This window comes from Acidihalobacter yilgarnensis (genome assembly GCF_001753245.1).
Taxonomy (GTDB): domain Bacteria; phylum Pseudomonadota; class Gammaproteobacteria; order DSM-5130; family Acidihalobacteraceae; genus Acidihalobacter; species Acidihalobacter yilgarnensis.
In genome coordinates this window covers 2,790,516-2,814,646 of sequence record NZ_CP017415.1, presented here as the reverse complement: position 1 = coordinate 2,814,646, position 24,131 = coordinate 2,790,516, and the positions used below count along the sequence as shown (strand labels likewise).

At 53.2% G+C, this 24,131-nt stretch carries 17 protein-coding genes and 1 pseudogene; 7 read left to right on the top strand and 11 right to left on the bottom strand.

The genetic code is table 11. The annotated features are described in order from the left end of the window. Positions 1–2: 2 nt before the first annotated feature. Both BI364_RS13565 and BI364_RS13560 read left to right on the top strand, forming a co-directional pair. Positions 3–332, top strand: coding sequence for a rhodanese-like domain-containing protein (locus tag BI364_RS13565; protein WP_070079205.1), 330 nt, complete (start codon positions 3–5; stop codon positions 330–332). 47 nt (positions 333–379) lie between these two features. Next, positions 380–709: a YnfA family protein gene (locus BI364_RS13560; protein WP_070080078.1), complete on the top strand. Its 330-nt coding sequence runs from the start codon at positions 380–382 to the stop codon at positions 707–709. Here BI364_RS13560 and BI364_RS13555 read toward each other — a convergent pair. The 5 genes from BI364_RS13555 to BI364_RS13530 all read right to left on the bottom strand — a co-directional run bounded on the left by BI364_RS13555 (position 683) and on the right by BI364_RS13530 (position 8,672). Continuing rightward, positions 683–2,103, bottom strand: a protein-coding gene (locus BI364_RS13555) for an IS3 family transposase (RefSeq protein WP_407639360.1) whose coding sequence is annotated in 2 segments (ribosomal slippage) — positions 683–1,740 and positions 1,740–2,103 — 1,422 coding nt in all. Because the reading frame shifts where the segments join, the coding sequence is not laid out codon by codon here. The genes BI364_RS13560 and BI364_RS13555 overlap by 27 nt on opposite strands. Before the next feature lie 623 nt (positions 2,104–2,726). Continuing rightward, positions 2,727–5,816 carry an efflux RND transporter permease subunit gene (locus BI364_RS13545; protein WP_070079202.1) on the bottom strand — a complete coding sequence of 1,030 codons (3,090 nt, stop codon included), beginning with the start codon at positions 5,814–5,816 and terminating at the stop codon, positions 2,727–2,729. A gap of 14 nt (positions 5,817–5,830) precedes the next feature. Beyond that, positions 5,831–6,820, bottom strand: coding sequence for an efflux RND transporter periplasmic adaptor subunit (locus BI364_RS13540; RefSeq protein WP_070079201.1), 990 nt, complete (start codon positions 6,818–6,820; stop codon positions 5,831–5,833). Between the two features lie 39 nt (positions 6,821–6,859). Next, positions 6,860–8,074 (bottom strand): TolC family protein, encoded by a 1,215-nt coding sequence (locus tag BI364_RS13535; protein WP_197495722.1) that lies wholly within the window; start codon positions 8,072–8,074, stop codon positions 6,860–6,862. A gap of 214 nt (positions 8,075–8,288) precedes the next feature. Further along, positions 8,289–8,672 carry an ArsR/SmtB family transcription factor gene (locus tag BI364_RS13530; RefSeq protein WP_083251405.1) on the bottom strand — a complete coding sequence of 128 codons (384 nt, stop codon included), beginning with the start codon at positions 8,670–8,672 and terminating at the stop codon, positions 8,289–8,291. A gap of 176 nt (positions 8,673–8,848) precedes the next feature. Between BI364_RS13530 and BI364_RS13525 the strand changes: the two genes are divergently transcribed. Further along, complete coding sequence (locus BI364_RS13525; RefSeq protein ID WP_070079198.1) at positions 8,849–9,811, top strand: IS5 family transposase; 963 nt, start codon at positions 8,849–8,851, stop codon at positions 9,809–9,811. Between the two features lie 311 nt (positions 9,812–10,122). Here the strand turns inward: BI364_RS13525 and BI364_RS13520 are convergent. The 6 genes and pseudogenes from BI364_RS13520 to BI364_RS13500 all read right to left on the bottom strand — a co-directional run. Further along, positions 10,123–11,226, bottom strand: a pseudogene (locus tag BI364_RS13520) (ISL3 family transposase); the annotation flags it as partial. A 213-nt stretch (positions 11,227–11,439) separates the two neighbouring features. Further along, positions 11,440–11,637: a type II toxin-antitoxin system prevent-host-death family antitoxin gene (locus BI364_RS17580; RefSeq protein ID WP_083251404.1), complete on the bottom strand. Its 198-nt coding sequence runs from the start codon at positions 11,635–11,637 to the stop codon at positions 11,440–11,442. 120 nt (positions 11,638–11,757) lie between these two features. Continuing rightward, positions 11,758–12,141: a hypothetical protein gene (locus BI364_RS18020; protein WP_156782762.1), complete on the bottom strand. Its 384-nt coding sequence runs from the start codon at positions 12,139–12,141 to the stop codon at positions 11,758–11,760. 45 nt (positions 12,142–12,186) lie between these two features. Continuing rightward, positions 12,187–13,170, bottom strand: a complete 984-nt coding sequence (locus tag BI364_RS13510; RefSeq protein ID WP_156782761.1) for a hypothetical protein — start codon at positions 13,168–13,170, stop codon at positions 12,187–12,189. Positions 13,171–13,245: 75 nt separating this feature from the next. Next, on the bottom strand, positions 13,246–14,499 hold the full coding sequence (locus BI364_RS13505) for a hypothetical protein (RefSeq protein ID WP_070079194.1): 1,254 nt from the start codon (positions 14,497–14,499) through the stop codon (positions 13,246–13,248). Positions 14,500–14,513: 14 nt separating this feature from the next. Continuing rightward, the gene (locus BI364_RS13500; protein ID WP_083251403.1) at positions 14,514–15,833 is read right to left on the bottom strand and encodes a multicopper oxidase domain-containing protein; all 1,320 of its coding nucleotides are present in this window, start codon (positions 15,831–15,833) and stop codon (positions 14,514–14,516) included. A gap of 1,554 nt (positions 15,834–17,387) precedes the next feature. Here BI364_RS13500 and BI364_RS13495 point away from each other — a divergent pair. The 4 genes from BI364_RS13495 to BI364_RS18015 all read left to right on the top strand — a co-directional run bounded on the left by BI364_RS13495 (position 17,388) and on the right by BI364_RS18015 (position 23,907). Then, positions 17,388–18,692, top strand: coding sequence for a TolC family protein (locus tag BI364_RS13495; RefSeq protein ID WP_197495721.1), 1,305 nt, complete (start codon positions 17,388–17,390; stop codon positions 18,690–18,692). Further along, positions 18,689–20,062, top strand: a complete 1,374-nt coding sequence (locus BI364_RS13490; RefSeq protein WP_070079192.1) for an efflux RND transporter periplasmic adaptor subunit — start codon at positions 18,689–18,691, stop codon at positions 20,060–20,062. The genes BI364_RS13495 and BI364_RS13490 overlap by 4 nt, the downstream gene beginning before the upstream one ends. After that, positions 20,055–23,177, top strand: a complete 3,123-nt coding sequence (locus BI364_RS13485; RefSeq protein WP_070079191.1) for an efflux RND transporter permease subunit — start codon at positions 20,055–20,057, stop codon at positions 23,175–23,177. The genes BI364_RS13490 and BI364_RS13485 overlap by 8 nt, the downstream gene beginning before the upstream one ends. A gap of 391 nt (positions 23,178–23,568) precedes the next feature. Continuing rightward, positions 23,569–23,907, top strand: a complete 339-nt coding sequence (locus tag BI364_RS18015) for a hypothetical protein (RefSeq protein ID WP_156782760.1) — start codon at positions 23,569–23,571, stop codon at positions 23,905–23,907. The last annotated feature ends 224 nt before the right edge of the window (positions 23,908–24,131 follow it).

The window sequence follows — 24,131 nt, the reverse complement described above, 5'->3', positions numbered from 1 at the left end:
TTATGGCTAGGAAGATATCGTGCGATGAACTCGCTGAACTCGTCAATAATACTCAGGATTTTGTCCTGATCGATACGTTGCCGCGTTCGGCCTTCGAAGAGGGCCATTTGCCTAGCGCCATCAACATCGTATCGGATGAAATCCTGACGCGGGCGCCGCGGGAAGTTCCGGACCGTGAGAAGAGGATCGTGGTCTATTGCGCGAGCGCGGTCTGCCAACGTGCTGGTTTGGCGGCCGAGCGGCTGGAGTCGCTGGGTTATACGAACGTCTTTCATTACGTCGAGGGAAAGCGCGACTGGGCGGACAACGGGCATGCACTGGAGGAGGCCTGATAGTGTCCCCAGCAGAAAGTGGTGGAACCTCCGTCTTTGGCCCTGCCCTGGCTCTGCTGCGTGTCGTCCTGTTGTTTGCCGTCACGGCCGTCGCCGAGATCGTCGGCTGTTATCTGCCCTGGCTTGTGATCAAGCAGAGCAAACCGCTTTGGCTGCTGTTGCCGGCGGCCGCCTCGCTCGCTGCATTCGCTTGGCTGTTGACCCTTCATCCTACGGCGGCTGGGCGTACCTACGCCGCGTATGGCGGTGTGTACATTGCCGTCGCAATCGGCTGGCTATGGGTCGTCGAAGGGATACGGCCAGGTCTATGCGGAATGTGTCAATGCTTTGAGACAACTGCGGGTTTGAATTTAGTGAGTTTCGGTGACGGGTGCTGAGCTGGATACAGGGTTCTCGCGGGGTGGGTTGATGTAAACCTTGTCGGGCACGCGCGGTGGTTGGGGTACGCGGCCCTTGAAGCGGTGCGGGTGGCGATCAAAGGCGGCGGCCAGAATCATTGCACGCTCGGCGGTGATGCGCGGTGCGTGGCCGTGATGGACGGCGGCAGGTGTCATCAGGCCGATGCCCGTGTGGCGATGATGGTGGTTGTAGTGCTCGAAGAACGGAGTGATGACGTCGCGGGCATGATCGATGCCGGCAAAGCAGGCGGGAAAGTCCGGGGCGTATTTGGTGGTCTTGAACAGGCTCTCGCTGTACGGGTTGTCGTTGCTTTGCTGGGGCCGGGAAAAGCTGGCCTCGATGCCGAGATCGACGAGCAGCTCGGCCAGCGTCTTGGATCGCATCGGCGCGCCGCGATCGGCATGCAACGTGAGTTGATCCTTGGGCACCGCCTCACGCAAGGCGGTCTGCTCAACCAGCTCGCGCGCCAGCGCGGCCGACTCGCGTGTGCTCAGCAGCCAGCCGACGACGTAGCGGCTGTACACGTCGAGCACGACGTAGAGATACACGTACGTCCACTTCACCGTCGTCTTGAGCTTGGTGATGTCCCACGACCACAACTGGTTCGGCGCCTCGGCCAGCAGCTCGGGGCGGGCGTACACCGGATGCACGCGCTGCTCGCGCCGCTCACGTACCGCCTTCCGCGCCACTAGCAAGCGGTACATGGTACGCACCGAGCACAGGTAGCGCCCCTCATCGAGCAAGACGGCATAGATCTGTTGGGGTGCGCGGTCGACGAAGCGTGGACTCATCAGCTCGCCGAGCACCGCCGTTTGCTCGGCGGCATCGAGCTTCAGCGGCGGCGTGCGAGTAACCCTCGTCGACGCCTTGGGCTGGCGCCGGCGGTACAGCATCGCCCGCGACAGGCCCAGGCCGGCACACGTCCGCGCCACGCCGACCATGGCCGACAACGCTGGTAACGCGCTCATGGCTGCTCCTCGCTGCTTGGCAACCCCAGCAGCGCACACAGTTTTTTTTGGGCGTCGATGATCGCTTCCGCTTGTACCAACCGCTTTTGTGCACGTGCCAGGTCACGTTCAAGCTGGTTGATTCGAAGCTTCTCCGGGCGCGTGGGATCGGGCTTACGTCCGCGTTGCGGCTCCGGCGTCTGCGCGTCCAGCGTCGCGACTTGGTGACGCCAATGAGTCAGGTGCGAGGAGTACAGCCCTTCACGGCGCAGCATCGCGCCGAGCTCACCGTCGGGCAGTCCGGCGGCCAACGCGACGATCTTGCGTTTGTAGCCGAGCGTGAACCGCCGGCGCGTCGCCTTGCCCGGCACTTCGGTGGATGTATATGCGCCGTGGCCGTGGAAGACGTGGGGGAAATCATTGATGCTGGGGTGTCCATGAGGGGAGCCTACCTTCAGTAATAGCGATGAGGTAGTTGTCTCAGGTCACATTGGCACGGGGGGATGGGATGTCATCGGCAGTCTTGTCGCCCTCATGGGGATGACCATTATCATGATGGCACCCAGACATTAGGCCTGTTTGGATAAAATGCCCCCCAGCTGTGATTGGATAATGATTTTTTAAAACGCGCACTCACCCAAACGGGATTGCTGAGTGCGAACCATGATCGACCGTAGTCATGCCCTCACCATCACTCGCCAGGCTGAGTTGTTGGCCGATACCTTGCTACCCCTCTCAGAACTGATTCATCGCGGCCAAAGCGATGGCCACGAAAGATAATTCAACAAAGTCCCTCGTTTTGTACTCGCTGTCGCTATACCAAGAGCCAACTTGGTGTTGGCTGACTCAATGCATAAATTGGGAGTAAAAAAATGGTGGATATCAGTATTACTTATGAAATCGTCGTGTGTGCTGCATTAGCACTTAGATCCGAAGGACAATGCGCCACGAACCTTGTGGTGCGCCACTACCTGCGATGTCGACGATCCATCGACACATGAAGCTCACCATGCACGTGTTTGGCCGCGCCAACTCATTCTTTCAGTCGTCACCCAGTGGTCTTAAATCGTCCGAAGCGCAGTACCATGCTGGGCAGCACCAGCAGATTCAATACCGCAGATGTCATTAATCCGCTCAAGATGACGATTGCCATGGGACCATCAATTGCATTACCTGGAGCCTGGCGGCCCACAGCTAACGGCAACAGGCCGAACGCTGTCACTAAAGTGGTCATCAAAATTGGGGCGAGCCGTTCCTGTGCCCCCCGTATGGCCAACGCTTTGTTCCAGCCTTCCCCCTCTACATATACCAGATGTTCATAGTGAGCAATCATCATCATCCCATTGCGCAGCGTGATACCAAACAAGGTAACAAAGCCCACCATGCCTCCCATCGATAGGGTGCCCCCAAATACGACAAATATGCCTAGAACTCCGCCAATCAAGGCGAATGGGATATTGGCGAGGATCAGGGCAAGGTTGCGCATGCTGGTCAGCACCAAGGACAGCAGCAGCACGATGAAAACAGCTGCGATGAGGGACGTGAGGAGCAATCGAGTGGTTGCTCGTTTTTGCTCCTGCGCGCTTCCTGCGAACTCCAAGTAAGCCCCGTGGGGTAGCTCGAGCTTACTATCGAGCGCGGCCTTTGCGGCCCTAACGAAAGAAGCGTTGTCACGCCCGGTCACACCAGAGGTAACCGTAATTACGCGTCGACCGCCTTCGTGAAGGATTGCCTTTGGTCCGCGCGTGGCATAGATCATCGCCACATCACGAAGTGGCACCGTCACACCATCGCTGGCGCGTAGCAGTAGATTCCCGATAATCGATGGATCTCGTCGCTGAGAGGATGGCAGGCTCACTGTGACATCGAAGATACGATCCCCGGTATAGATCTGCCCAACGACATCACCGCCGTAGGCCGTGTGCAACGTGTCCAGCACGTCCACAGGGTACAGTCCCCAGCGTGCCAATGCGCTTGGCTCCAGACGGATTACAAGCGAGGGGCTATTCGGTTGCGACTGCATTTGCACGCCTGTGGCTCCCGGAATCGTGCGTAAAATAGCCGCGACTTGACGTGCCATGGGGCCAAGTTGGTTCAGCTTCAAGCCAAACACATGTACCACCACCGGTGCTCTCTGGCCGGAAATAGTCTCTTGGATGCGGGCAGACAGGAACGTCTTAACCGCGAAAGTAGCACCGGGGATGGCGTCGACCACATTCTGTATGGTTTGTCGTGCTGTTACGGTTGCTGGACCTCCCATCGGCTTGAGAGCAACGTCGAACTCGCTGGTATTGGTGCCTAGGACATCGTGAGATTCCGGCGCCCGTCCCACGTGTTGTGTCACAGACTCTACGAATGGTAATGCTTCAAGGTGAGCGGACACGATCTTGCCCATACGTAGGGACTGCTCAAGCGATGTGCCCGCCGTCATGACCATATGGATGATGTAGTGACCTTCCTTGAGCTGTGGGATAAAGCGGGCACCGAAAAAAGGCAAAGCACTAGCGCCCAGCAGAACCATGAGTAACACTGCCGCGAAGACCCACCGATAATGGCGATCTATCCGCAAAAGCACATAGCGGTAACCTGGCTTGATCCAACGTATGAGGGGCGGTTCGCGGCTGGGGATAGACCCGCGGGCTAACCAAAACATGCACAGCACCGGTGTTACAGTCAACGCTACGAGCAATGAAGCCAATGTGGCCAGCACGTAGGCATACCCCAACGGCGCAAACAAACGGCCGGCAACTCCAGGCAATGTCATCACTGGCACGAACACCATGGCGATGGCCAGGGTCGCATAGACCACGGCGCTACGAACCTCCAGAGTTGCATCACGAATGACTCGCAACGTGCTACGTGGTGCACTCTGAGCATTATTTTCGCTCAACCTGCGGTAGATGTTCTCCACCGTGATTACCGCGTCGTCGACCAACAGACCGATTGCTATTGCCAATCCGCCCAACGTCATCGTATTGAGGGTGTAACCGAACATCTGCAGAAGCAGAGTTGCGGTCAGTAACGACAAAGGAATGGCGGCCAGAGAGATGAGTGCGGTCCGCCAGTTAAAGAGGAATAGAAACAACATGATTGCCACCAGCACACCACCGATGGTCAGCGCACTTCCGAGATTGCCGACGGCTCGATGTACGAAGCTTGCGGGCCTGAAAAGATCCGGCCAGAGCTTTATGTGCTGTTTAGCGAGCACAGGTTCGAGGGCGTGTAAGGCCGCGTCCACGCGTCGTGTCACCACCAGCGTGTTAGTGCCGTATTGTGCCCAGACAAGAATTTGCACACCGGGGTGACCGTCAATCGAGGCAGCTCCTACCGGAGGTGCCGGGGCATATGTGACCGTCGCTACGTCACCCAGTGTGACTGGAACGCCGTGCCGCATGGCAACGATTGCCGTCGCTAAGCGGGCGGGGGTTGTGGCTTGGCCTTCGGCCTGTATCTGGATACGTTGGTTGGGTGTATCAATGAAACCCGCGGCGCGAATTCCGGTGGCCAAGCTGGTGGCATGTGCGATCTGGGCGATTGACAGCCCGTAATGCTCTAAAGCGACAGGATGGAGTTGGACCTGTAACTGGCGCACTTGGCCACCGAAGACCACTGCATCGGACACACCCTTGATGGCCAGGAGCCGGCGTCTCACCGTCCACTGGGCGACGGTATGCACGTCCATCAATGATCGTGTCTTGGAAGTGAGCCCGAATATCAGCACCTTCCCCGTCGACGAGGTCAACGGTGTCATTGTGGGCGTCTCGGCCCCTGATGGGAGTTGGCTGGCCACATTAGCTAGCCGTTCGGCAATGAACTGTCGGTCAAGATAAACGTTCGTGTTCTGGCCGAAGGTTACTTTGATGACTGAGATGCCGGCGGTGGAAACCGAGCGCATCGAGGCGATACCGATCACCCCATTGATCACATTTTCGATCGGCGTGGTAACCAACTTCTCGACCTGACGGGGGGAGAACCCCGGTGCCTGCGTTTGAATAACCACTTGGGGTGGCGCGAACTCAGGGAAGACGCTGTATTGCGCATGTGTAAGCTTGAAACCACCATAGATCGCCAATATTGCAGCTAACGTGATTGCCACCCCGCGATGATGCAGAGACCATGTAACCAACTGCTTCAGCATCGTTTAGCGTCCCCTCAGTCGTCGTCGCCAGGTGGCGACGACGACTCGCCCTGCTGTTGTTGGATGGAAAACAGCGTTTGTGCTCCCTTGGTAACAATAACGTCGCCTGGACCAGGGGTATTGGGTTCGAACCAGCCATCTCGGGTCGGGTAACGTGTCGATATAGGCTCGCGCCGATATGTATTTGTATCGCTGCGCATGAATATCCAGGCCGAAGAACCGGACCAGATCACAGCTGTCCGCGGCACGATAACGCCATCCATCTTTGGTCCATGAGGAATGAGACCGACCACGCCGGTGCCATAGGCAAGTCGGTCTTTGACCTGAATCGTCCAGGCGTAAAACGCAATTCCCTGTAACCCCTGCCCTAAGGTCGGAGCAACGGAAATCCAGGTAGCCGGGATTCTGGCTCCATCAATCGTGACGAGAGTAATGCTATTTTTAGGTGAAGTGATCCGCGTGCGCCCTGGCAGTGTAAGTCGTATAAGACGTGCCTCACCTGCAGCTAACTGCCTCAGGTGTCGCGAGCCCGGGGTTAGCCAATTGCTGATCACCGATCCCCACTCGGCACTCGCAGATGCGCGCACCACCATGAGACCCATCTTTGCCTTCTGCAGTGCAGCATGATCGGCTTGCCAACGTGCTTCCGCGCTTTGCACTTGGTGATACGCGACATTTGCATGCAGAGCATACAACCCCCGCAAACGCCGGTACTCTGCATCGGCGGCCGCAGTAGTAACACGCATCGCCACAAGGGTCTGTCGTGCGTCGATTACAGTGCGCGCAGTGGCTATCAGGCTCGCCCCTGAGATCACGCGGCCGTAAGCGGTCCACGATGGTCGCCAAGACTGTCGGCGCAATTTCTCGGTGCGCAAGCTTATGGTCCGGGACATCCGTGGCGTCACTACCACCGACAGCGATGCCCCACCCTGAAGAGTGGCATAGACCGGCAGCGGCAGTATCAGTACAGCAATGAACAGAACTGAGTAAAAGGTCCGCATCATGGAAAGTGCTCACGTTGTTGCGCTAGGGAACCGACAGGATCACGACATCGCGTGAAGCCGCTTGGAATTCGGCGCCGCGTCCGACCCCAGCGGGTGTTCGATCAGGGTGGCGATACGCAGGCGTGCATGTAACAGTTGCGCGTGTGCATCGATAACATCGAGTTCGCCCTGCACTAATGCTATGCGAGCTCGCAGCCAAGTAGTGCGAGCAATCTGACCGTGGGTCAGCGCAGTATGGTCGTCTCGCACCTGCTTCTGGTCATCCCGCAAACGCTGTAGCGCCAACTCCAGCATTCGCTGCGCGGTACGGTATGTGGTGACTGCATTTTTTAGCTGGCTGATCAACTCCAGCTGGAGGGCGCGTAGCTGGTCCGCTCTCAGCGTCCGTTGCGCGCGTGCTTCGGCGATAGGCCCTTGGTTCTGGTTGAATACGGGCAATATCAGTGAGAACCCAAGCGACCAACGATGAGCACCCTGATCCCACCGATAGCCAGGTCCAACGGTGATACTAGGGTATTGCTGAGCGATCGCGAGCTTCAACCGGAACTGACTTGCCGCATAACGGAGTACATCTGCCCGCACATCAGCGCGCTGAGTCAATACGAAAGTTTGTAATTGGCTCTCCGGCGGTAGGCTCCTGGGTCTCGATATTCTGTCAGTGGCACTGATGCGGATCTTAGCCAGCCGGCCATCGGGAATACCGATGGCATTAGCCAGAGCTTGTTGCGCGCGTGCTGTTGCGGCGCGGCCAGTGACCACCGCATTCATTGCCTTGTTCCATAGCCGTTTTGTGGCAAACGCGTCGAACGGAGGGCTCTGGCCGGCGTTCACAGCCGCAGTGTCAGCGTCAAAAAGTGCACGAGTATCTTCCACTCGGGCCTCGAGCAGGAGCTGACGGCGGCGCGCTGTCACGAGGTCAAGCCAGGCATTCTTCACTTGAGCATCAGTGGTCCATTCCGCCTGCATAAAGGTGTAGCGTGCAGCTTCGACGTGTGCTCGCGCCACAGCGATACGGTCGCCGTGCTTACCGGCTGTAATCAGCCTCAAAGCGGCGCCGATATCCACAGTCCAGGGGGATATGTTGACCGGCGCATTTGTTGTGTACAGGGGCGTGAGACTGACGGACGGATTCGGGTAAGTAGCCGCTGTTCGTTCGGCGGCAATGGCTTTGAACCAGTGATCGCGTGCGATTGCGAGGTTCGGATCATAGTAGCGCGCCACTAGCACAAGCGAGGCTACAGACCATTGCTGCAAGGGCCAACGCGTGACATTGATATCGTGCCGAGCAAGGTAATCTCTCAGGTCAGAGGACTGCAACGAACGTTGTTGCAGGGTCGCAGCACTCGTCCCCGCAGTGAGTGGGTGCGCATGAAACGTGGCGCAGCCAGATAGGAGCAAGACACATGCCATACCGTATATATATGTTCTCATTATCGATATTGTCTAAACGTTGCAGCCGAAAAATCTATTACCTCCATCGTGTTTCCAGTATCTTCAAATCATCCTGAAGTGCCTTGAGCAACCCGCCACTGTTCGCCCGGTAATAAACCATCTTTCCATCGTTACGCATGGAGAGCCAACCTTGGTCGCGCAAGAGCTTAAGCTGGTGAGATGTCGCCGCCACTGTAAGTTCCAGAACGTGAGCGACATCACAAACGCACAGCTCACCTTGGGTTAACGCAAAAAGTATCTTCAGCCGCGTTGTGTTGCCGAGCAACTTATAAAATTCGGCCAATTGAGGCAGTAATTTTTGCTCAGCCACAAGTCCTGCTTTCACGCGAGCAACCTTCTCCTGTTCGAAGCAGGTCACGTTGCACATTGGACCGATGGGAGATTTACCTGCTGGTTTCATGGGCGCATCACTTAGACATTTATGCAAATGATAAAATATCTACAGGAACGGGTCAACCAAGGATTGAATCGCTATCGTTTCTCTAGGCACTTTCCGGTCGAATTAGGGCAACGCTGAAAAAGTCTCTTACCTCTGCGAAAATTGAGTTGCTCTGACAACCAATTGGGATCGTAACGATGAAACAGCAGACACTGGCGATGGCAGCGGACTCAGGCGAAGGATTCGAGGTCTATCGGCGGGCGACGCGTCGTGATGTGTTTCTATCGACGATGGAGGAACTCGTGCCGTGGTCCGCGTCGTGTGCGGTGATCGAGCCCCACTACCCGAAGGCAGGGAAGGGTCGTCCACCGGTGGGGCTGGAACGGATGCTGCGGATGTACTTCGTGCAGCACGGGTTCAACCTGGCTGACGAGGCGTGTGAAGAAGCGCTGCTGGACAGCACGTCGCTGAGGCGATTCGTGGGCATTGATCTGGGCCGCGAGCGGGTCCCGGACGGAACGACCCTGCTGAAGTTTCGTCGTCTATCGGAGCAGCACGACCTGGGTGCGACGTTGTTCGCACAGGTCAATCAGACCCTGCAGGATCGGGGCCTGAAGGTCGGTACTGGAACGATCGTCGACGCCACGATCATCGGTGCGCCGAGCTCGACCAAGAATGCCCACAAGACACGCGATCCCGACATGCATCAGACCCGCAAGGGCCAACAGTGGTATTTCGGTATGAAGCTACACATCGGTGTGGACAATCGTACCGGCGTGGTGCACAGCGCGGCGGTCACCGCCGCCAACGTGCACGACAAACACCTGCTCGCGGACCTGCTGCACGGCGAGGAGCGTCGAGTCTATGGCGATAGTGCCTACGCCAGTCAAAAAGCGCTGATTCGGGCGCATGCCCCTCGGGCGAAGGACTTTACCAATCGACGCATCAGCAAGCGTGGTGAAATTGCCGAGGCCGAACGTTTGCGTAACCGCAACAAATCGCGGATCCGCGCCCGAGTCGAGCACGTCTTTGCGGTGGTGAAACGGCTGTGGGGGTTCAGCAAAGTGCGCTACCGGGGTTTGGACAAGAATGCCAACCGCAGCTTCGTGGTCCTCGGGTTAGCTAACCTGTACCTATCACGGACCCGAGTACCCACCTGATAGCGCGTTGAGGGCCCACAACGTGCCTCAAGGCGCGAGAAGGGTGAAAACCGAGAGCAAAAAACCGGGATCTAGACGTCTGATCAGGGGCAAAACTGATCAACCTTGAGGGTTGATTGATTGTGACGACTTATTCAGCGCTGCCCTAAGGAACCGAGAAGGGAAATTGACTTTTTTGTGAAATTCATTTCATCATTAAATTTGTCATTTATTTCATGCTGGTTGTTGATGTGTATTTGGCATGGAAAGCTATAAGCTTCTCAAGAATTTGGTGGCTCTTCGTGAAGTCGTGTGGGTGATTTCGCCCGATTTCATAGCGCCGGAAGCATGCAGGTGAGCACTTTCAGTCGTAAATATTCCTCGTCGCGCAGTCCGTAAGCGCGGCGTTGGATGACACGGATTTTGTTGTTGAGTCCTTCAACGAAGCCGAGCGGGACTTTGTTCTCGGCACGGCAGTGGGCGGCGATGCCGTCCCAGTGGCGCTCGATCAGTCCGGCGAATTTCTCGAACGGCTTGAGCCGCTGCCAGCGTAGTGATTTGCGCCAATTGTCGAAGAAGCGCCGCGCCCAGCCTTCACGCTGGTAGTCCCACAACTGGCCGAAGCTTTCCTTCAGCAGGTAGGCGGTGTTGAGCCGCTTGTTGGCCGCCAGCAGTTGCTTGAGCGCCGCCTTGCCGTCCACGCTGAGGTTCTCGCGGTGCGACAGCAAGGTGTATTTCTGTCCCTTGATGTAGCGACGATCCTTGCCGCTCAGGCGGGCGTACTCGGCCTTGCGCACCGCATCGAGCGCGTTGCCCAAGTGCGCCATGATGTGGAACTTGTCGAACAGGATCGCCGCCTGCGGTGCATGGGCCTGAGCGGCCTTGCGGAACGGCTTCCACATGTCCATGACCGCCAGCCGTATACCGGCGGATTTCCTTGGGCCAAGCGCTTCGTAGAACATCGCCATGCTCGCTTCGGAGCGGTCTTCACCGCCAAACCAGATCGGTCGTTTGCGGATCAGATCGCTGACCACGATGCGGTAGGTGTGCCCCTTGCGAATCGAGATTTCATCGATGCCAATCGCCTTTGGACCGGGCATCCCGGCGCGCTTGATCTGCTCGGTCATGTACTGCTTGTCCAGCGACTTGACCGTGTGCCAGTCGAGCTTGAACTCCTTGGCGACATCGCGCACGCACGACTGCCGACAGCGGCGACCGATGTGCCGCGCAAACCGCTTCGTGTAGAACGGGTTGTCAGCCAGAAAGTCGAGCTGCTCGCTCTTCACCTTGCCGCACGTCCGGCAGTCGACCCGGCGCACCTCGAACGCCAACCATATTCGCGTGTCACCGCAGGACAGATCGCGGATCTTTCGGAGCTTGCGATCATACCAACCCGACTGCGTGCGGCCACAGCACCCGCAGACTGTTTTTTTCCCCGCCGAACGAGCGTGACCACCCGTGCCTTGGGATCACCAAACACACCCTTGACCGTCGCCAGTGGACGAAAGCCGCGGAACCGATAGGCGTCGAGCAGACGCTGGGGACGCTTCGTGGAAGTAGCCATGGCTACAGCGTGCCAGATTTCAGGGTCGCGTTGAAAGCTGCAAAGCCTTGCGCTGCTTGGGTCACGCCGCGATCACGCCGCGAAATCACCCACACGTTTCCACGAAGACCCAATTTGGTTTATGTTCTGGATAGTCAAGGAGTTTTTTATATTCATGTATATTTAATAATACGTGAGTTGGTTCCCCGTGTACTGTGATGAATACAGGGCCATCATTGGCGGCCTTCTTGGCCTTCCCGGCATATTGATTAAAGCGCCGACTAGAAATTATCGTGACGATCACGTGATGACTCCCAAGCTGAGTATTATCGGTTTCTTTGACTCGGTGTGATTGCTTGCTGAATAGGGGTCTCAAGCAGGAGAGGCGAGTATGAATTGCGACGCTCCTGCTTGAGACATTTGGTTACTTCAAATAGCGAATTGCTGTACCTGTCAGCGCTGGCGTGCGCACAGGCGGACGGACAACCGCCTCTGATCGATGCGGCATGCGATAGATGGTTTTGTCGGACATTAGGTAGATTTCCTTTATAGAGATGATGGCGTTGGCACCAATTGATTTGGCTTCAGTTTTCATGTTGTTAAGCATGGTTTTATATGACATTCCCGGTATCCCCCTAGTTTCCAGCTCTGCAATAATCTTGTAGGGCCGTTTGGGTGGATTTTGCAAAATACTAACCGAATGAGTTGGAGAGTAGGCCTGGTGAATACCGCTATAAAGGGCGCTTGTGCTGGCGCAACCTGAAAGCACGACAGTGATCAGCAAGGTTGTTATCGTTTTCACAGACATGATTGTGACTCCATTAGTGAATGGCTTGAGCGGAAGCGAGATGCTTTATAAGACTTTGTTTTCAGAGAACGAGTTTTCCAGCTCTTCTACTCCTCCATGTCTTGGCCAGCGATACAGCACCATGAGTTGTATGAAAATGAAGATGTACATGACGGCATTTCCGAACATGTTTCCCGGCATGCCAGTCTCACCATTGCTGTAAGGACCACCAAAGCCTTCGGCGGTTGACCAAACCATGAATGAAAAAGCGATACCTACCGGCATGGAATAGCGCAGAAATTTACCGGATAACAAACTCCAAGCAATAACTGCTTCTGTGATGGCTGCGAGAAAACCAAAGGCCAATGGGCTTGTGCTTTTGATGATGTCGATCCAGGTTTGAACATATATACCCTCCCACCCAGGCATATTTTTTTGGGCCTCGATGAGATAGCTCAAGAAATGACTGAGAAAATATGGATGCCACTTAAACAATGCATCCCACGCCCATAAAAAACCGAAAATGTACCTGGCGGCATGCGCCCATAGCAGCGTGTGATCACGATTGGTATGTGCCGTGGATGACGATATCGGTTGACTGATGCGCCATGTGGTATAGGTGAGGATCGCCGCGATGAGGTATGGCGGGGCAATGCCTGCATCGGTTGCGCCTGTCGCTGGATCGAAATCGCCCAGATGTTCGACGCCGATCCACATGCCCAATAGATACACAATGCTGATCCACAGGGCCGATCGCATGCCCTTACCCGATAACAAAACCAGCGCGATATAGAGATCCAGCAAGACAATCCCATTTCCGACAAGATGAACCTGCCAAGATGACATCGGCTCTCCCAGAAAATACGCCACAGAAAGTTTGTTGGGTCCCGACGAGGCAGTCCAGGTGTTATAAAGCCAGATCACACCTAAGGTCATGCGCAAATAGGCAAACAATTTTGATTGCGTTGGAGTGACGATTGATGGCAAGTGTCTGGCTGGATGATGATTAAAGCCCAGCCAACGAAACAATATTTGAGTTCGGTTAAACATAAGATTCCTCTGCTGGTCGACTGATAGCGATAGGGTTCTGAAGGAATTCCTCCAGAACCCTTCGATATACTTTATTTAAGGCAGATACCCATGTTCGGTATTGAGTAAGCTTGTGCGATTGCCGAAATAATCGTTAGACGTGATACCGAAGTCATAGGCAAGACCCAGAGTCACCGTGCTATTGTTTTTGAGGCCTGCATATGGCCCGTTGAGCGACTTTTGTAATGTGCCTTGGTTATGTAGGAAGGCATATTGCGCGATCAGATTGGTGTTGGCGCCCAATCGGTAAGTGACATTAGGCACGATGCTGTAACGGCTGGCATCGACTCCGTCAAACCGTTGATAGGCGACCGTGAGCGCCATCTGCAGGCGTGGCACGAGATAAGGGGAGTGCACATGTCGTACTGAAAAGACATAGGCTTGTGAACGCGCCTGCGCCTGCGCTTGCACCGTAGAAACGGATCGTATGCCTGCACCTTGATTGTCGATTGCCTGGAAACGCAACTCCCAGTGATCAACTGGGTCACGATCAAGGTTGATGACGCCACCAAGTATGTAGCTATATTGGCGTTGTTTTCCGGGTATATTACGTACGTCCTGATAATAAATTTCCGCACCCAATTGCCGAAGCCAACTTGAGTAGCGTGCTCCCGGCGTCAATTCGTAATTGATCTGCGTGCCGCCGCTGTTGAGAGAGAAACGATCAAGTAGTTGTCCAGACGTATTGGATTCAAATTGATGTGCGGCAAACCCAGACAGGCGTAACCGGCTGCTCATCCAGTAATAACTTCCCTTGAATACATCGCCATACTGGGCGTATTCAGAAGCAGGATTGTTGATCATTGCGTTGGGAACTTGTGTGTAATCAATCAAATCGCTGTCCCGCAGTGTTGGGAACGCGATGAGATAGTTCGGTAGTGAGGTGCGTCCGATACGCAGTCCCCAGTGCTGGGCTTCCAGGAAAACATTCATCTGATGGTAGAACACAGGACCTATCCCAGAGCCCGCATCAGGAAAGCGTAATCCAAGCAACATGCCCCCATGGATGCCAGAGTAGAGACGACTGTCGAACTGTGCATCCAAAAAAGAATCCGAGTAATTGATCATGCTGTTGTTTCTGGCACCGCCAATCGCTTGCTTTCCAAGCATGCCATCGAAGGTGGCGATGCCCCTGCCCATAATGGATATGCGCGGGGTGACTGACGAATTGCCGACTGAGCGCATAAACCCACCAGCTGCAGAAGCGATGGTGCTATGGATCAGTACCAGTGTGGATAGTGCCGCGATTACCCATCGAGTATGGTTGGATTTGTAACGTGTGAATTGCATGATTTTTATCTCCCTTATTCGTCAATGGCCGTAAGAGGGCCGTAACCTCCTACGAAACCTTCATATTCGAGAACCGTGAGCATTCCTCCTGGATAAACCCCGTTATTGGTTACACGCGTCGTATCATGGTCATGAAAGGTCCAAACGCCGGGGTTGTTGCCGTAAACGACAATATCTGCTGTTTTTCCGGGTTTGACGGCAATCGTATTGCCTCGAATAGGTTCAGGAAGAGGTGCACCATCATTGGCGACCTGATAGAAATCATGCCCGTGCAGATGCATGTAATGCTCTAAAAATCCGCCGTTGATAAGCCTAATGCGAATCCATTCTCCTGGCTTGATCAATAGAGGTTCGGTGGCAGGATAACTTTTGCCGTTAATGCCAAAGTAATTCCAGTTGGGTAGTACAGGGCCGCTTTGGTTTCTATTTTGACTATAGGGTGGGATATACCCTTCTTTGATGTGTTTTTTAAGATCCCTATAGTTTCGGAAAACCGCCAGCGTGTCTTTAGTGAGCTTATGCAGTTTCATCAAACGCATTTTTTCTTTCATACGTTCCAGCATTGCATTAAAACCTTGCCTCGCGTAATCAAGTGCAAAGGCCTCGAGCACCATGGTGTAATCCCGGGTGTACGGGAACTGCTTGCGGATTGGGTCGTCGCCCTTCGCCTCAACGATAAAGGCGCCATGCATGCCCTGCGCTTGATGCAATGGAGTCGAAAAATGACAGTGATAGAAGTGAGTGCCGTAAGGCGCCGCACGAAACTTGTATACGAATTGTTGGCCGGGCATCAGTGGCGGTTGTGTCGTGTATGGGACGCCATCCATTTCATATGGCGAAAACAAACCATGCCAGTGGATGGTGTGCATCAGGCCTGTTTTGTTGGTGAAAATCACCTTGACCCAGTCATTTTCCTGGACGCGGATTTCTGGACCAGGCACCTGCCCATTGAAGGCTAAAGCGTGCATTTTCACGCCATCGACCAATTCATGTTCCGTCAACACAACATCGATGTGGAAAATCTTGAATTCGACTTCGGATTCTTCAGGGATATTTTCGTATGTATAGCGTGGAGAAATGTCGCTTCCCATGCGCATTGCGCCGTCGAACATATTGCGAGGATCATTGTAGCCAGGGCCGCCATCCAGACGTTTCCCGGGTTGAGGGGTGAATGAGCCGCCGGGTATGGGGATGCCATTGGGTGTGCCCGAGACAGGGATGTTTGTCGTTGGCGAAGATGTCTGTGCTGTGCTTGTGGCCTCGGCAGTTTTTGTGCCCAAGGCACCCATCGCCAATCCAGCTGCGCCGGATTTGATGAAATTTCTACGGTCCATTCGAAAAATCCTCGTACAACCACCTGCCTGCCTTAATCAAGATTCAGGCAAACCGGGAAGTAACCAATATTCGGGTCAGATAGCGTGCGCGACGACTTGGCGCCAATCACGCCGTGTTGCTACGCATGTTTTGCATGTGCGAAGGGGATCTTCGCAGGCAATGACTCAGGCTATGAGGATTCGCGGGGGCTTTGTGAGGGGAGGGGAGGCGCGGTTTTGTACCGAAGGTGTTACTGAATGAGAGATGTGCCCGGCCGAAGGGATAAACGGGGCGATGTGAGTCGTAACTACCGCAGCGCAAGACGCCGCATGACCGGTGCAGCATCCCCAGCCGGGTAGTTGATGCTGCGCGTGCTGTGTAGGTGTTGTGACGACAATACTTATGAACTGTCGGCTAAGGTCAGTATCAGGCGTACCGTTATTGATACCCATCGCCAAAGCTGCACGCAGAGGGTTCACCGCCATGATCAAAACGATCACGATGAGTGCGCAACGATGTAGACGTCTAAATGACATGATTACGTGCTGCTTTGCCTACGGTGAGGGAGCGATTTCAACTCATACCACGATTTACTGCCCGATACTAAACCTTGAACCACACTATAAGGTCAAGGCATTTGCTTGACATCTTCATTCGTTTGCTCAAAATCGGTGAAATCGAATATGAAAAAATCTCTCATAAAGACTTGACTCTGTAGCTAACTATAAGGTGTATGGTCGACGCGTCAGAATTAGGTCGAGGTTTCCATACTGAACGATATGACCATAGGCACCTTGGTCGGACGAGCGGGACTGGCATCGGAGATATCGCGGTTACTTTAAATGTGGCAATACGTTGGGCTATCCTGATGTATTTTCACATTTGCTTGTCTACCTTCACATGTTTCCATGAAGCTCGTCCCTGAAGAGAAGCCCATGTGAAGTTGACCCAATTTAGAGAATGATCTAGTTTTATAAAATTTTCACACTTGGTGAACACGCACGGCTGGCACTAATTTACGAGCTTAGAAAACTAGCTCTTTCGGGATAAAGCGGGATTGTGATCACGACTCAACCGGGTTACCGAGTATTGATACTTCTTTTCGCTCTGGTATTGATGCCATGGGCGCAAGCTGCTGCTTCTCAGATGGATATGCTACCGGCCTATTGCAATGCCGGAATGTGGGACGGTACTCACTCATCCGATATTTTGACCGGGGTGCCGAAGGATCAGCTCCAGCGAATTTTCTGCCAGTCCGTGTGCGCCAATTTGGGCGCTGCAGCAGCTTCGCATATCCAAAAAGTGGCACAAACGCCGCTGCTAACTTCTGTTTTATCCGTAATTTTTACATCGAGATCCAGGCCTGTACCCCGGAAGTTATCGGCGCAACAGGCTCAGGTGACGCGCCCTCCCTCGCCTCCTTTCCTGGCGTTACGTCTGCTCATTTGATTTTTCCCTCATAGCACTACGAAATCCGATCTGATTTATCGGGTAACAGTTTCGTGTGCACGTATTGATCGATGCTGCTGTCACGCAGCACCTGTTCAGACGATTGAGGAAGAAAAATGTCTTTCATGATTCAGTACCCCCGTATATTTCGCCGGTGGTTGGGATTCTGTGTTAGAAATTTCCGGTTGCTTGTGGTTTTTTTCAAGTGTTTGCTTGGGCTCGGCTTATTGTTTGATATGACCCTGGCTAACGCCGACACATTATCGCTTAAAAATGCCGAGGTCCTGTTAATACGCGACAACCCGAGCCTTGCTATGGCCACTCAGCGTATTTTAGCGCTTCAGCACCTAGCCAAAGCTGCAGGCCAGTTGGCAGATCCGCAACTGTCTCTCAGAGCAGTCAATGTGCCTACTGATAGTTTTTCCCTCAGCCAGCAACCGATGACACTGCTGCGCCTCGGTGTGGCGCAAACCTTCCCGCCATTTGGGAAGCTAGGTCTTATGGACGATCGAATACAAGCGAGAGCATTCGGTCAGCGTTATGCTCGTGAGACCAAGCACGCGGAGCTCGTCTTCGGCTTGCGACGCGCTTGGGTTTCCGCAGTATACCTTCAGTATGCGCAAGAGACCGTACGTCGGCAGAAAACTTTGGCACACGAGAGCGTGCTCGCGGCAATGGCTGCTTTTCGTTCTGGTATGTATCCGCAGAGTGATGTATTACGTGCCCGTTTGGCCATGGAAAATTTGAGTAATGACGAAAGCGCTTTGGCTGCTGATGAGGCGACAGATATAGCGTCTATCGCGCAGTATATTGGCATTGATCAAGTGCCAATCATCGTTCATAAATGGCCAGAGCTGCCAAGCGCATATGAAAATATCGAGAAACATTTGTTTTCGCAACCGATATTGCGTGAAGCCCAAGTCAAGGTGAGAGCCGCTCAGTTCAATCTGCAGATCGCCAAGAAAAATTATCTCCCAACAGTAACGATCGACGCCTCTTATGGTAAGAGCTTTTTTCCGGGGTCCCCGGATTATTTTTCAGTTGGTATATCGATGACGCTGCCTATTTTCTCAGGAGATAGAATAAATCAGACTGTTGACAGCGCCAATGCTCAAGTGATGGTGGCTAAATTCGATGAGCGTAACCAGCAATTGGCTTTGTCGCAGCAAGTTCGTTCAGCCACTGCGAAATATACTAGCCTGAGTGAGAAGTTGGCGCGTATGGAGACAAAAATATTACCGCTGGCACGTGCCGGATTCCAATCCACATTGGCAGCTTACACCAGCGGGAATAATACAATGAGTGCTGTATTGGAGGCGCAGCAAGCCGTGCTTGCCAGTGAATTACAGACTCTTCAGTACAGACGAGACCAACTTATAGAACAAGCCAAGTTGGACTACCTCGCCACATCATCTCAGGAACAGCCATGAAATTTGAAAACATTATCGGTATGGTCTTGCTGCTGCTTGGAATTTTCGCTGGTGTCCTTGGTGCTCATTGGTTCCAAGACACGAAGACGGCATCAATTCGCACGGCAATGAAACCGGAATTATCGGAATCTACAGAGCTTGAAACGAAGCGCCGGGTACTATACTGGGCTAATCCCATGAATTCTAAAATTCATTCCGACCGTCCCATGAAAGACAATATGGGCATGAATTACATCCCCGTTTATGCCTCTGGAACATCTTCGAGTGAGGTGGAAGGCATTGGTATCGATTCGCGCCAGACACAAAATATGGGTGTCCGATTAGTGACAGTGCAAAAACGTTTGATGGGTCGGGCGATTCAAACTGTGGGTACTGTTACGGTAGATCAAAATAGAATTTACAGTATTACCCCTCGTTTCTCCGGTTGGGTGGAACGTTTAAATGTCCGTGCGGTCGGAGATTCTGTTGCTAAGGGCCAGATTTTGGCCAAAATATATTCACCTGAACTTTATAGTGCACAGCAGGAATATCTGGTCGCTCGTCAACAAGCGAGTATCGATTCCCGTGAATCGGGGCTGCTGGCAGGTTCTCTTGAGAAATTACATTTGCTAGGTATGCCTGGCGGCGCCATGAAAACTCTGGAGAAAACGGGAAAGCCCATGAAATATGTGCCCGTCTTAGCATCAGAGAGCGGGATCGTCACCGCATTGAATATTCGACAGGGTGGCTATGTTTCCTCTCGAAGTAGTCTTTTTGAAATTGCCAATCTCGACCGCGTTTGGATCAATGTAGCGATCTATGCGTATCAACTCTCCTGGATCAATATCGGTGATGCCGTGCAACTTGCCTTGCCAACTTATCCGGGACAGCACTGGCGTGGGCGCTTGGGTTTCCTTTATCCGACATTAGATCCACGAACACGAACGGTGACCGCACGCTTGAGTTTTGACAATCCAAGGGGTTTTCTGCGCCCGGGGATGTATGCCAATGCAACGGTGTTGGCGGATTCGAAATCCAACCTGGCGATACCCAGCAGCGCCGTCATACGTACACAGGAGGGCGATTACGTCATGCTCGCTCAAGCTCAAGGCCATTACCTTCCTGTTGAGGTTGCCCTGGGGCCGGAGGCGAATGGATGGGTCGCCATTCTCAAGGGGCTAAAAACAGGTGATCGGGTAGTGGATAATGCGCAGTTTATGTTGTATTCAGAATCGCAGTTCCAGTCAGTAAAGGCCCGTTTACTGGGTAGCAACGTCGCCTCCAAAATCGATTCCAATGCGGGACTTGCACCATCGATAAAAATACCTGGTAGAGCATCGCATGCGCCTTCTAATATGGGCAACACGGTAGCAGGAGCCACTCATGATTAAGAAACTCATGGGATGGTGCTTAGCCAATCCCTCCCTGACCATTATCGGTGCCTTGATACTACTAGCCGCTGGTATTTTGGCCGCGTTAAATACGCCGCTGGAAGCCGTTCCGGATATCTCACCTACCCAGGTCATCATCAAAACTTCTTATCCCGGGCAGGCGCCACAAATTGTCCAAGATCAAGTGACTTATCCGCTGGAAACCACATTGCAATCGGTGCCTGGTGCGCGGGCAGTTCGTGGCTACTCGATGTTCGGCGATTCCTTCGTCTACGTCCTGTTCAAGGACGGTACCAATATTTATCAGGCCCGTAATTTAGTACTGCAATATCTTAACCAAGTACAGTCCAAGCTGCCGCCGGGTGTCACACCTGCGCTGGGGCCAGACAGCTCCGGTGTGGACTGGGTCTACGAATATGCGCTCAAAGATCCAAGTAATACGCAAAATTTGAGTCAGCTTACCACCCTGCAGAACTGGTTCCTCAAGTACCAGCTGCAAGGTATCCCTGGTGTGGCGGAAGTCGCCACTGTTGGTGGCCTCGTCAAGGAATACCAGGTCGTAGTGAATCCGCAAGCCCTGCTGGCCTATAACCTCACGCTACCGCAGGTCGAGCGGGCCATTAGAGCCGCCAATGGCGAAACTAGTGGATCTGTCATCGACATGGGTGAGGCGAGCTACATGGTGCGCACCACCGGGTATATACATTCACTTAAGGATCTGGAAGACGCCTCGCTCGGTGTGCGCGATGGTATTCCGATCACACTTAAGGAGGTTGCGCGCGTCCAGCTCGGCCCACAACTACCTAATGGCGCCGCCGATCTTAACGGTGAAGGTGCGGTGGTGGGCGGTATTGTGATGATGAATCAGGGCGCCAATGCGGATGCCGTGATCCGGCGGGTCGAGAAAAAAATCGAGGACATACGATCTTCCTTGCCATCCGGTGTCAAGATTGTCACGACCTACAGTCAAGCCCCTCTTATTCAACGCGCCGTTCACACCTTGACCGAAAAATTACTCGAGGAATCACTAGTCGTTGCGCTGGTTTCCATCTTGTTTTTGTTGCGTGTCCGTTCGGCATTAGTAGCTATCGTGGCTTTACCACTAGGTATTCTCGCAGCCTTTTTGGTCATGTGGGCACAAGGCATCTCTGCCAACATCATGTCTCTGGGGGGCATCGCTATCGCTATCGGAGCCATGGTCGATGCCGCCATTGTGATGATTGAAAACATGCACAAGCACATGGAGAGGAAACCAGGTGAAAATCCCTGGGTGATCGCTCGACTGGCTGCATCGGAGGTTGGGCCTTCACTCTTCTTCTCTCTACTGATTATTGCGGTGTCTTTCCTTCCGGTTTTTGCACTCGGTGGGGAGGAGGGTAAGTTATTTCGGCCATTGGCTTTCACCAAGACTTATTCCATGGCTGCTGCGGCCATTTTATCGATCACACTAGTTCCTGTTTTGATGGCATGGTTTATCCGTGGTCGTATCCGATCAGAAGGACAGAATCCCTTGAATCGGCTGCTGACATTGCTCTATCGCCCATTGATCCATGGCGTATTGCGTGTCCCGTGGATCGTGATTTCACTGGCCTTCATCGCGGTTGTAAGTTTGTATTTTCCTTGGAGACATCTGGGTTCAGAATTTATGCCGCCATTAAATGAAGGTACCTTGCTCTATATGCCAGTTTCACAAGATCCGTCTATCTCAATTGGCCAATCGGCCGCAATACTGCAACAGACCGATCGCATCATCAAAACATTTCCTGAAGTTGAAAGCGTTTTCGGCAAGGCTGGACGCGCGCAAACAGCGACCGATCCTACGCCGATCTCCATGTTTATGACCGTCGTTAATCTAACAGACCGCGCAAGTTGGCCCGCCGGGATGACTACTGAAAAATTGATTGAATCACTCAATCAGGCACTCCGCATCCCCGGTTTGTCAAACTCATGGACGCAGCCGATCAAGGGCCAGGTGGACATGTTAACTACAGGCTTGCAAACGCCACTTGGCATCAAGGTGACAGGCGCCGATCTTGGAACGCTTAGTCGTCTGGGACAAAACATTCAGACCCTATTGCAAAAATTGCCGGGTACCCAGAGTGCCTATGCAGCGCGCAGCACTGGTGGGCGTTATATTGTGGTAGACACTAATCGCACCGCAGCGGCCCGCTATGGCCTTTCAGTCGCAGACGTTAATAGGCTGGTAGAAACCGCTATCGGTGGAAAAACCCTCACCACTGCCGTGAATGGTCTGGAACGATTCCCGGTAAATCTGCGTTATCCCCGCGAGTTGCGTCAATCCTTGGCTGCTTTGATGGAAAGTAGGATATCCACTCCTCAGGGCACCCAGATTCCATTGGCTCAGGTAGCTAACTTGCGTATCGAAAGCGGGCCACCGATGCTGACCAGCGATAATAGCCAGCTAAATTCTTGGGTATATATTGACCTCAAACCTGGCACTAGCATCGGTGGCTATGTGGCAAAAGCCAAAGCTATTTTGACAAAAGACATCCGTCTCCCCCCGGGTTATACCTTGCAATGGGTTGGGCAGTACCAGGTGTTGGAACAGGCGATCCAGCGTCTAAAAATCGTTGTCCCGGCGGTAATCGGACTGATCGCGCTCCTGCTATATTTTAATTTCAAAAATATGGTTGAAGTCGCGATTATCCTACTAACCCTCCCTTTATCTTTGGTAGGGGGTGTTTGGTATCTCGATTGGTTGGGATACAAGCTCTCGGTCGCGGTCGGCGTAGGTTTTATCGCCACCGCGGGCGTCGCTGCGGAATTTGGCGTGGTGATGCTGCTATATCTCAATACAGCCATCGCGCGTCGCGAACAAAGAGGTGCGCTCAATACATGGGATGACGTGAAGCATGCCATTGTCGAGGGAACGCTGTTACGGCTGCGACCGATGGCGATGACATTAACCGTGGTGGTGGGAGGACTGTTACCCATCATGTTCAGCACTGGTGCGGGCGCCGACGTCATGAAACGGATCGCAGCACCGATGGTGGGTGGCATGTTGACGGCGGCCCTACTAGCCCTATTAGTGATCCCAGCCATTTACGCCTTATGGCAAAAAAGGCGTCTGCGATTGAATACCTCGCATACCTAGAGATCACTTGTGATCTATGCTTCTCATTAAGAAGTAATTCGCGTACTGAACATCAACATTCCACATGAATTTAGTCAGATTGTCGACGATTTATTCTGGACGCTGTTGTGACTATTACGGCTTATCCTGATTCTCGGAGAACAGATGCCATGAAAACCTAAATTAATTTTCTCGGATTATTTTGGAGTTGTCAGATATGCGTCATATACGGCTCATGTCATACTACACGTTGTGCATCGACACCTCGCTGGTTAGTAATATAATTTATGCCCTGGCGAATTTTTCAATGCTTCATTCGTGCGCCTGGCTGAATTCACTACGTTTCCTGCTTCTGATGGCGTTGTATGTTGGCCATACAGTGCGAAAACAATATGGGATAGGGAGAATCATCATGGTAAGTTCAAAGCTTATTTCTAGACGTGCTTGGATCAAAAAATCACTTACGGTAATTTCTGTTGTTGCTTTTTATCCATTCTCTGGGTCTGCAGCCGAAACGAAATCAGACCAAAAAATAACTAAAATATCCGCACGTTATCAAGATCGTCCGCATAAGGGGGAAATGTGCGGAATGTGTAAGCATTTTATTCCTCCCGGAGGCGCAGCTGGGCAAGGGATGATGGGGGACATGATGAAAAGCATGGGGCCGAAAATGATGAGAGATGGGCATTGTCAAATTGTGCGCGGGGCAATCAGCCCACATGGTTATTGTGTTTATTATGCGTCGATTTAAACCGGACAGATAATGATAGGGAACTGTGAGCTTAATTTTGCCGAGACTGTAAAATTGAAGAGGCTCAAAACTCGTCTGCAATTTGAAGTGACTTATACCCTGCTACTAATGCGTCGTGTGGGAAACGATTTCAATTCGCATCATTGAGATGACTGTTCCATGCCAAACCTTACAATTGACTTCAAGGTTTGGCATTTGTTTGCCCCTTTCATTCGTTTACCCGA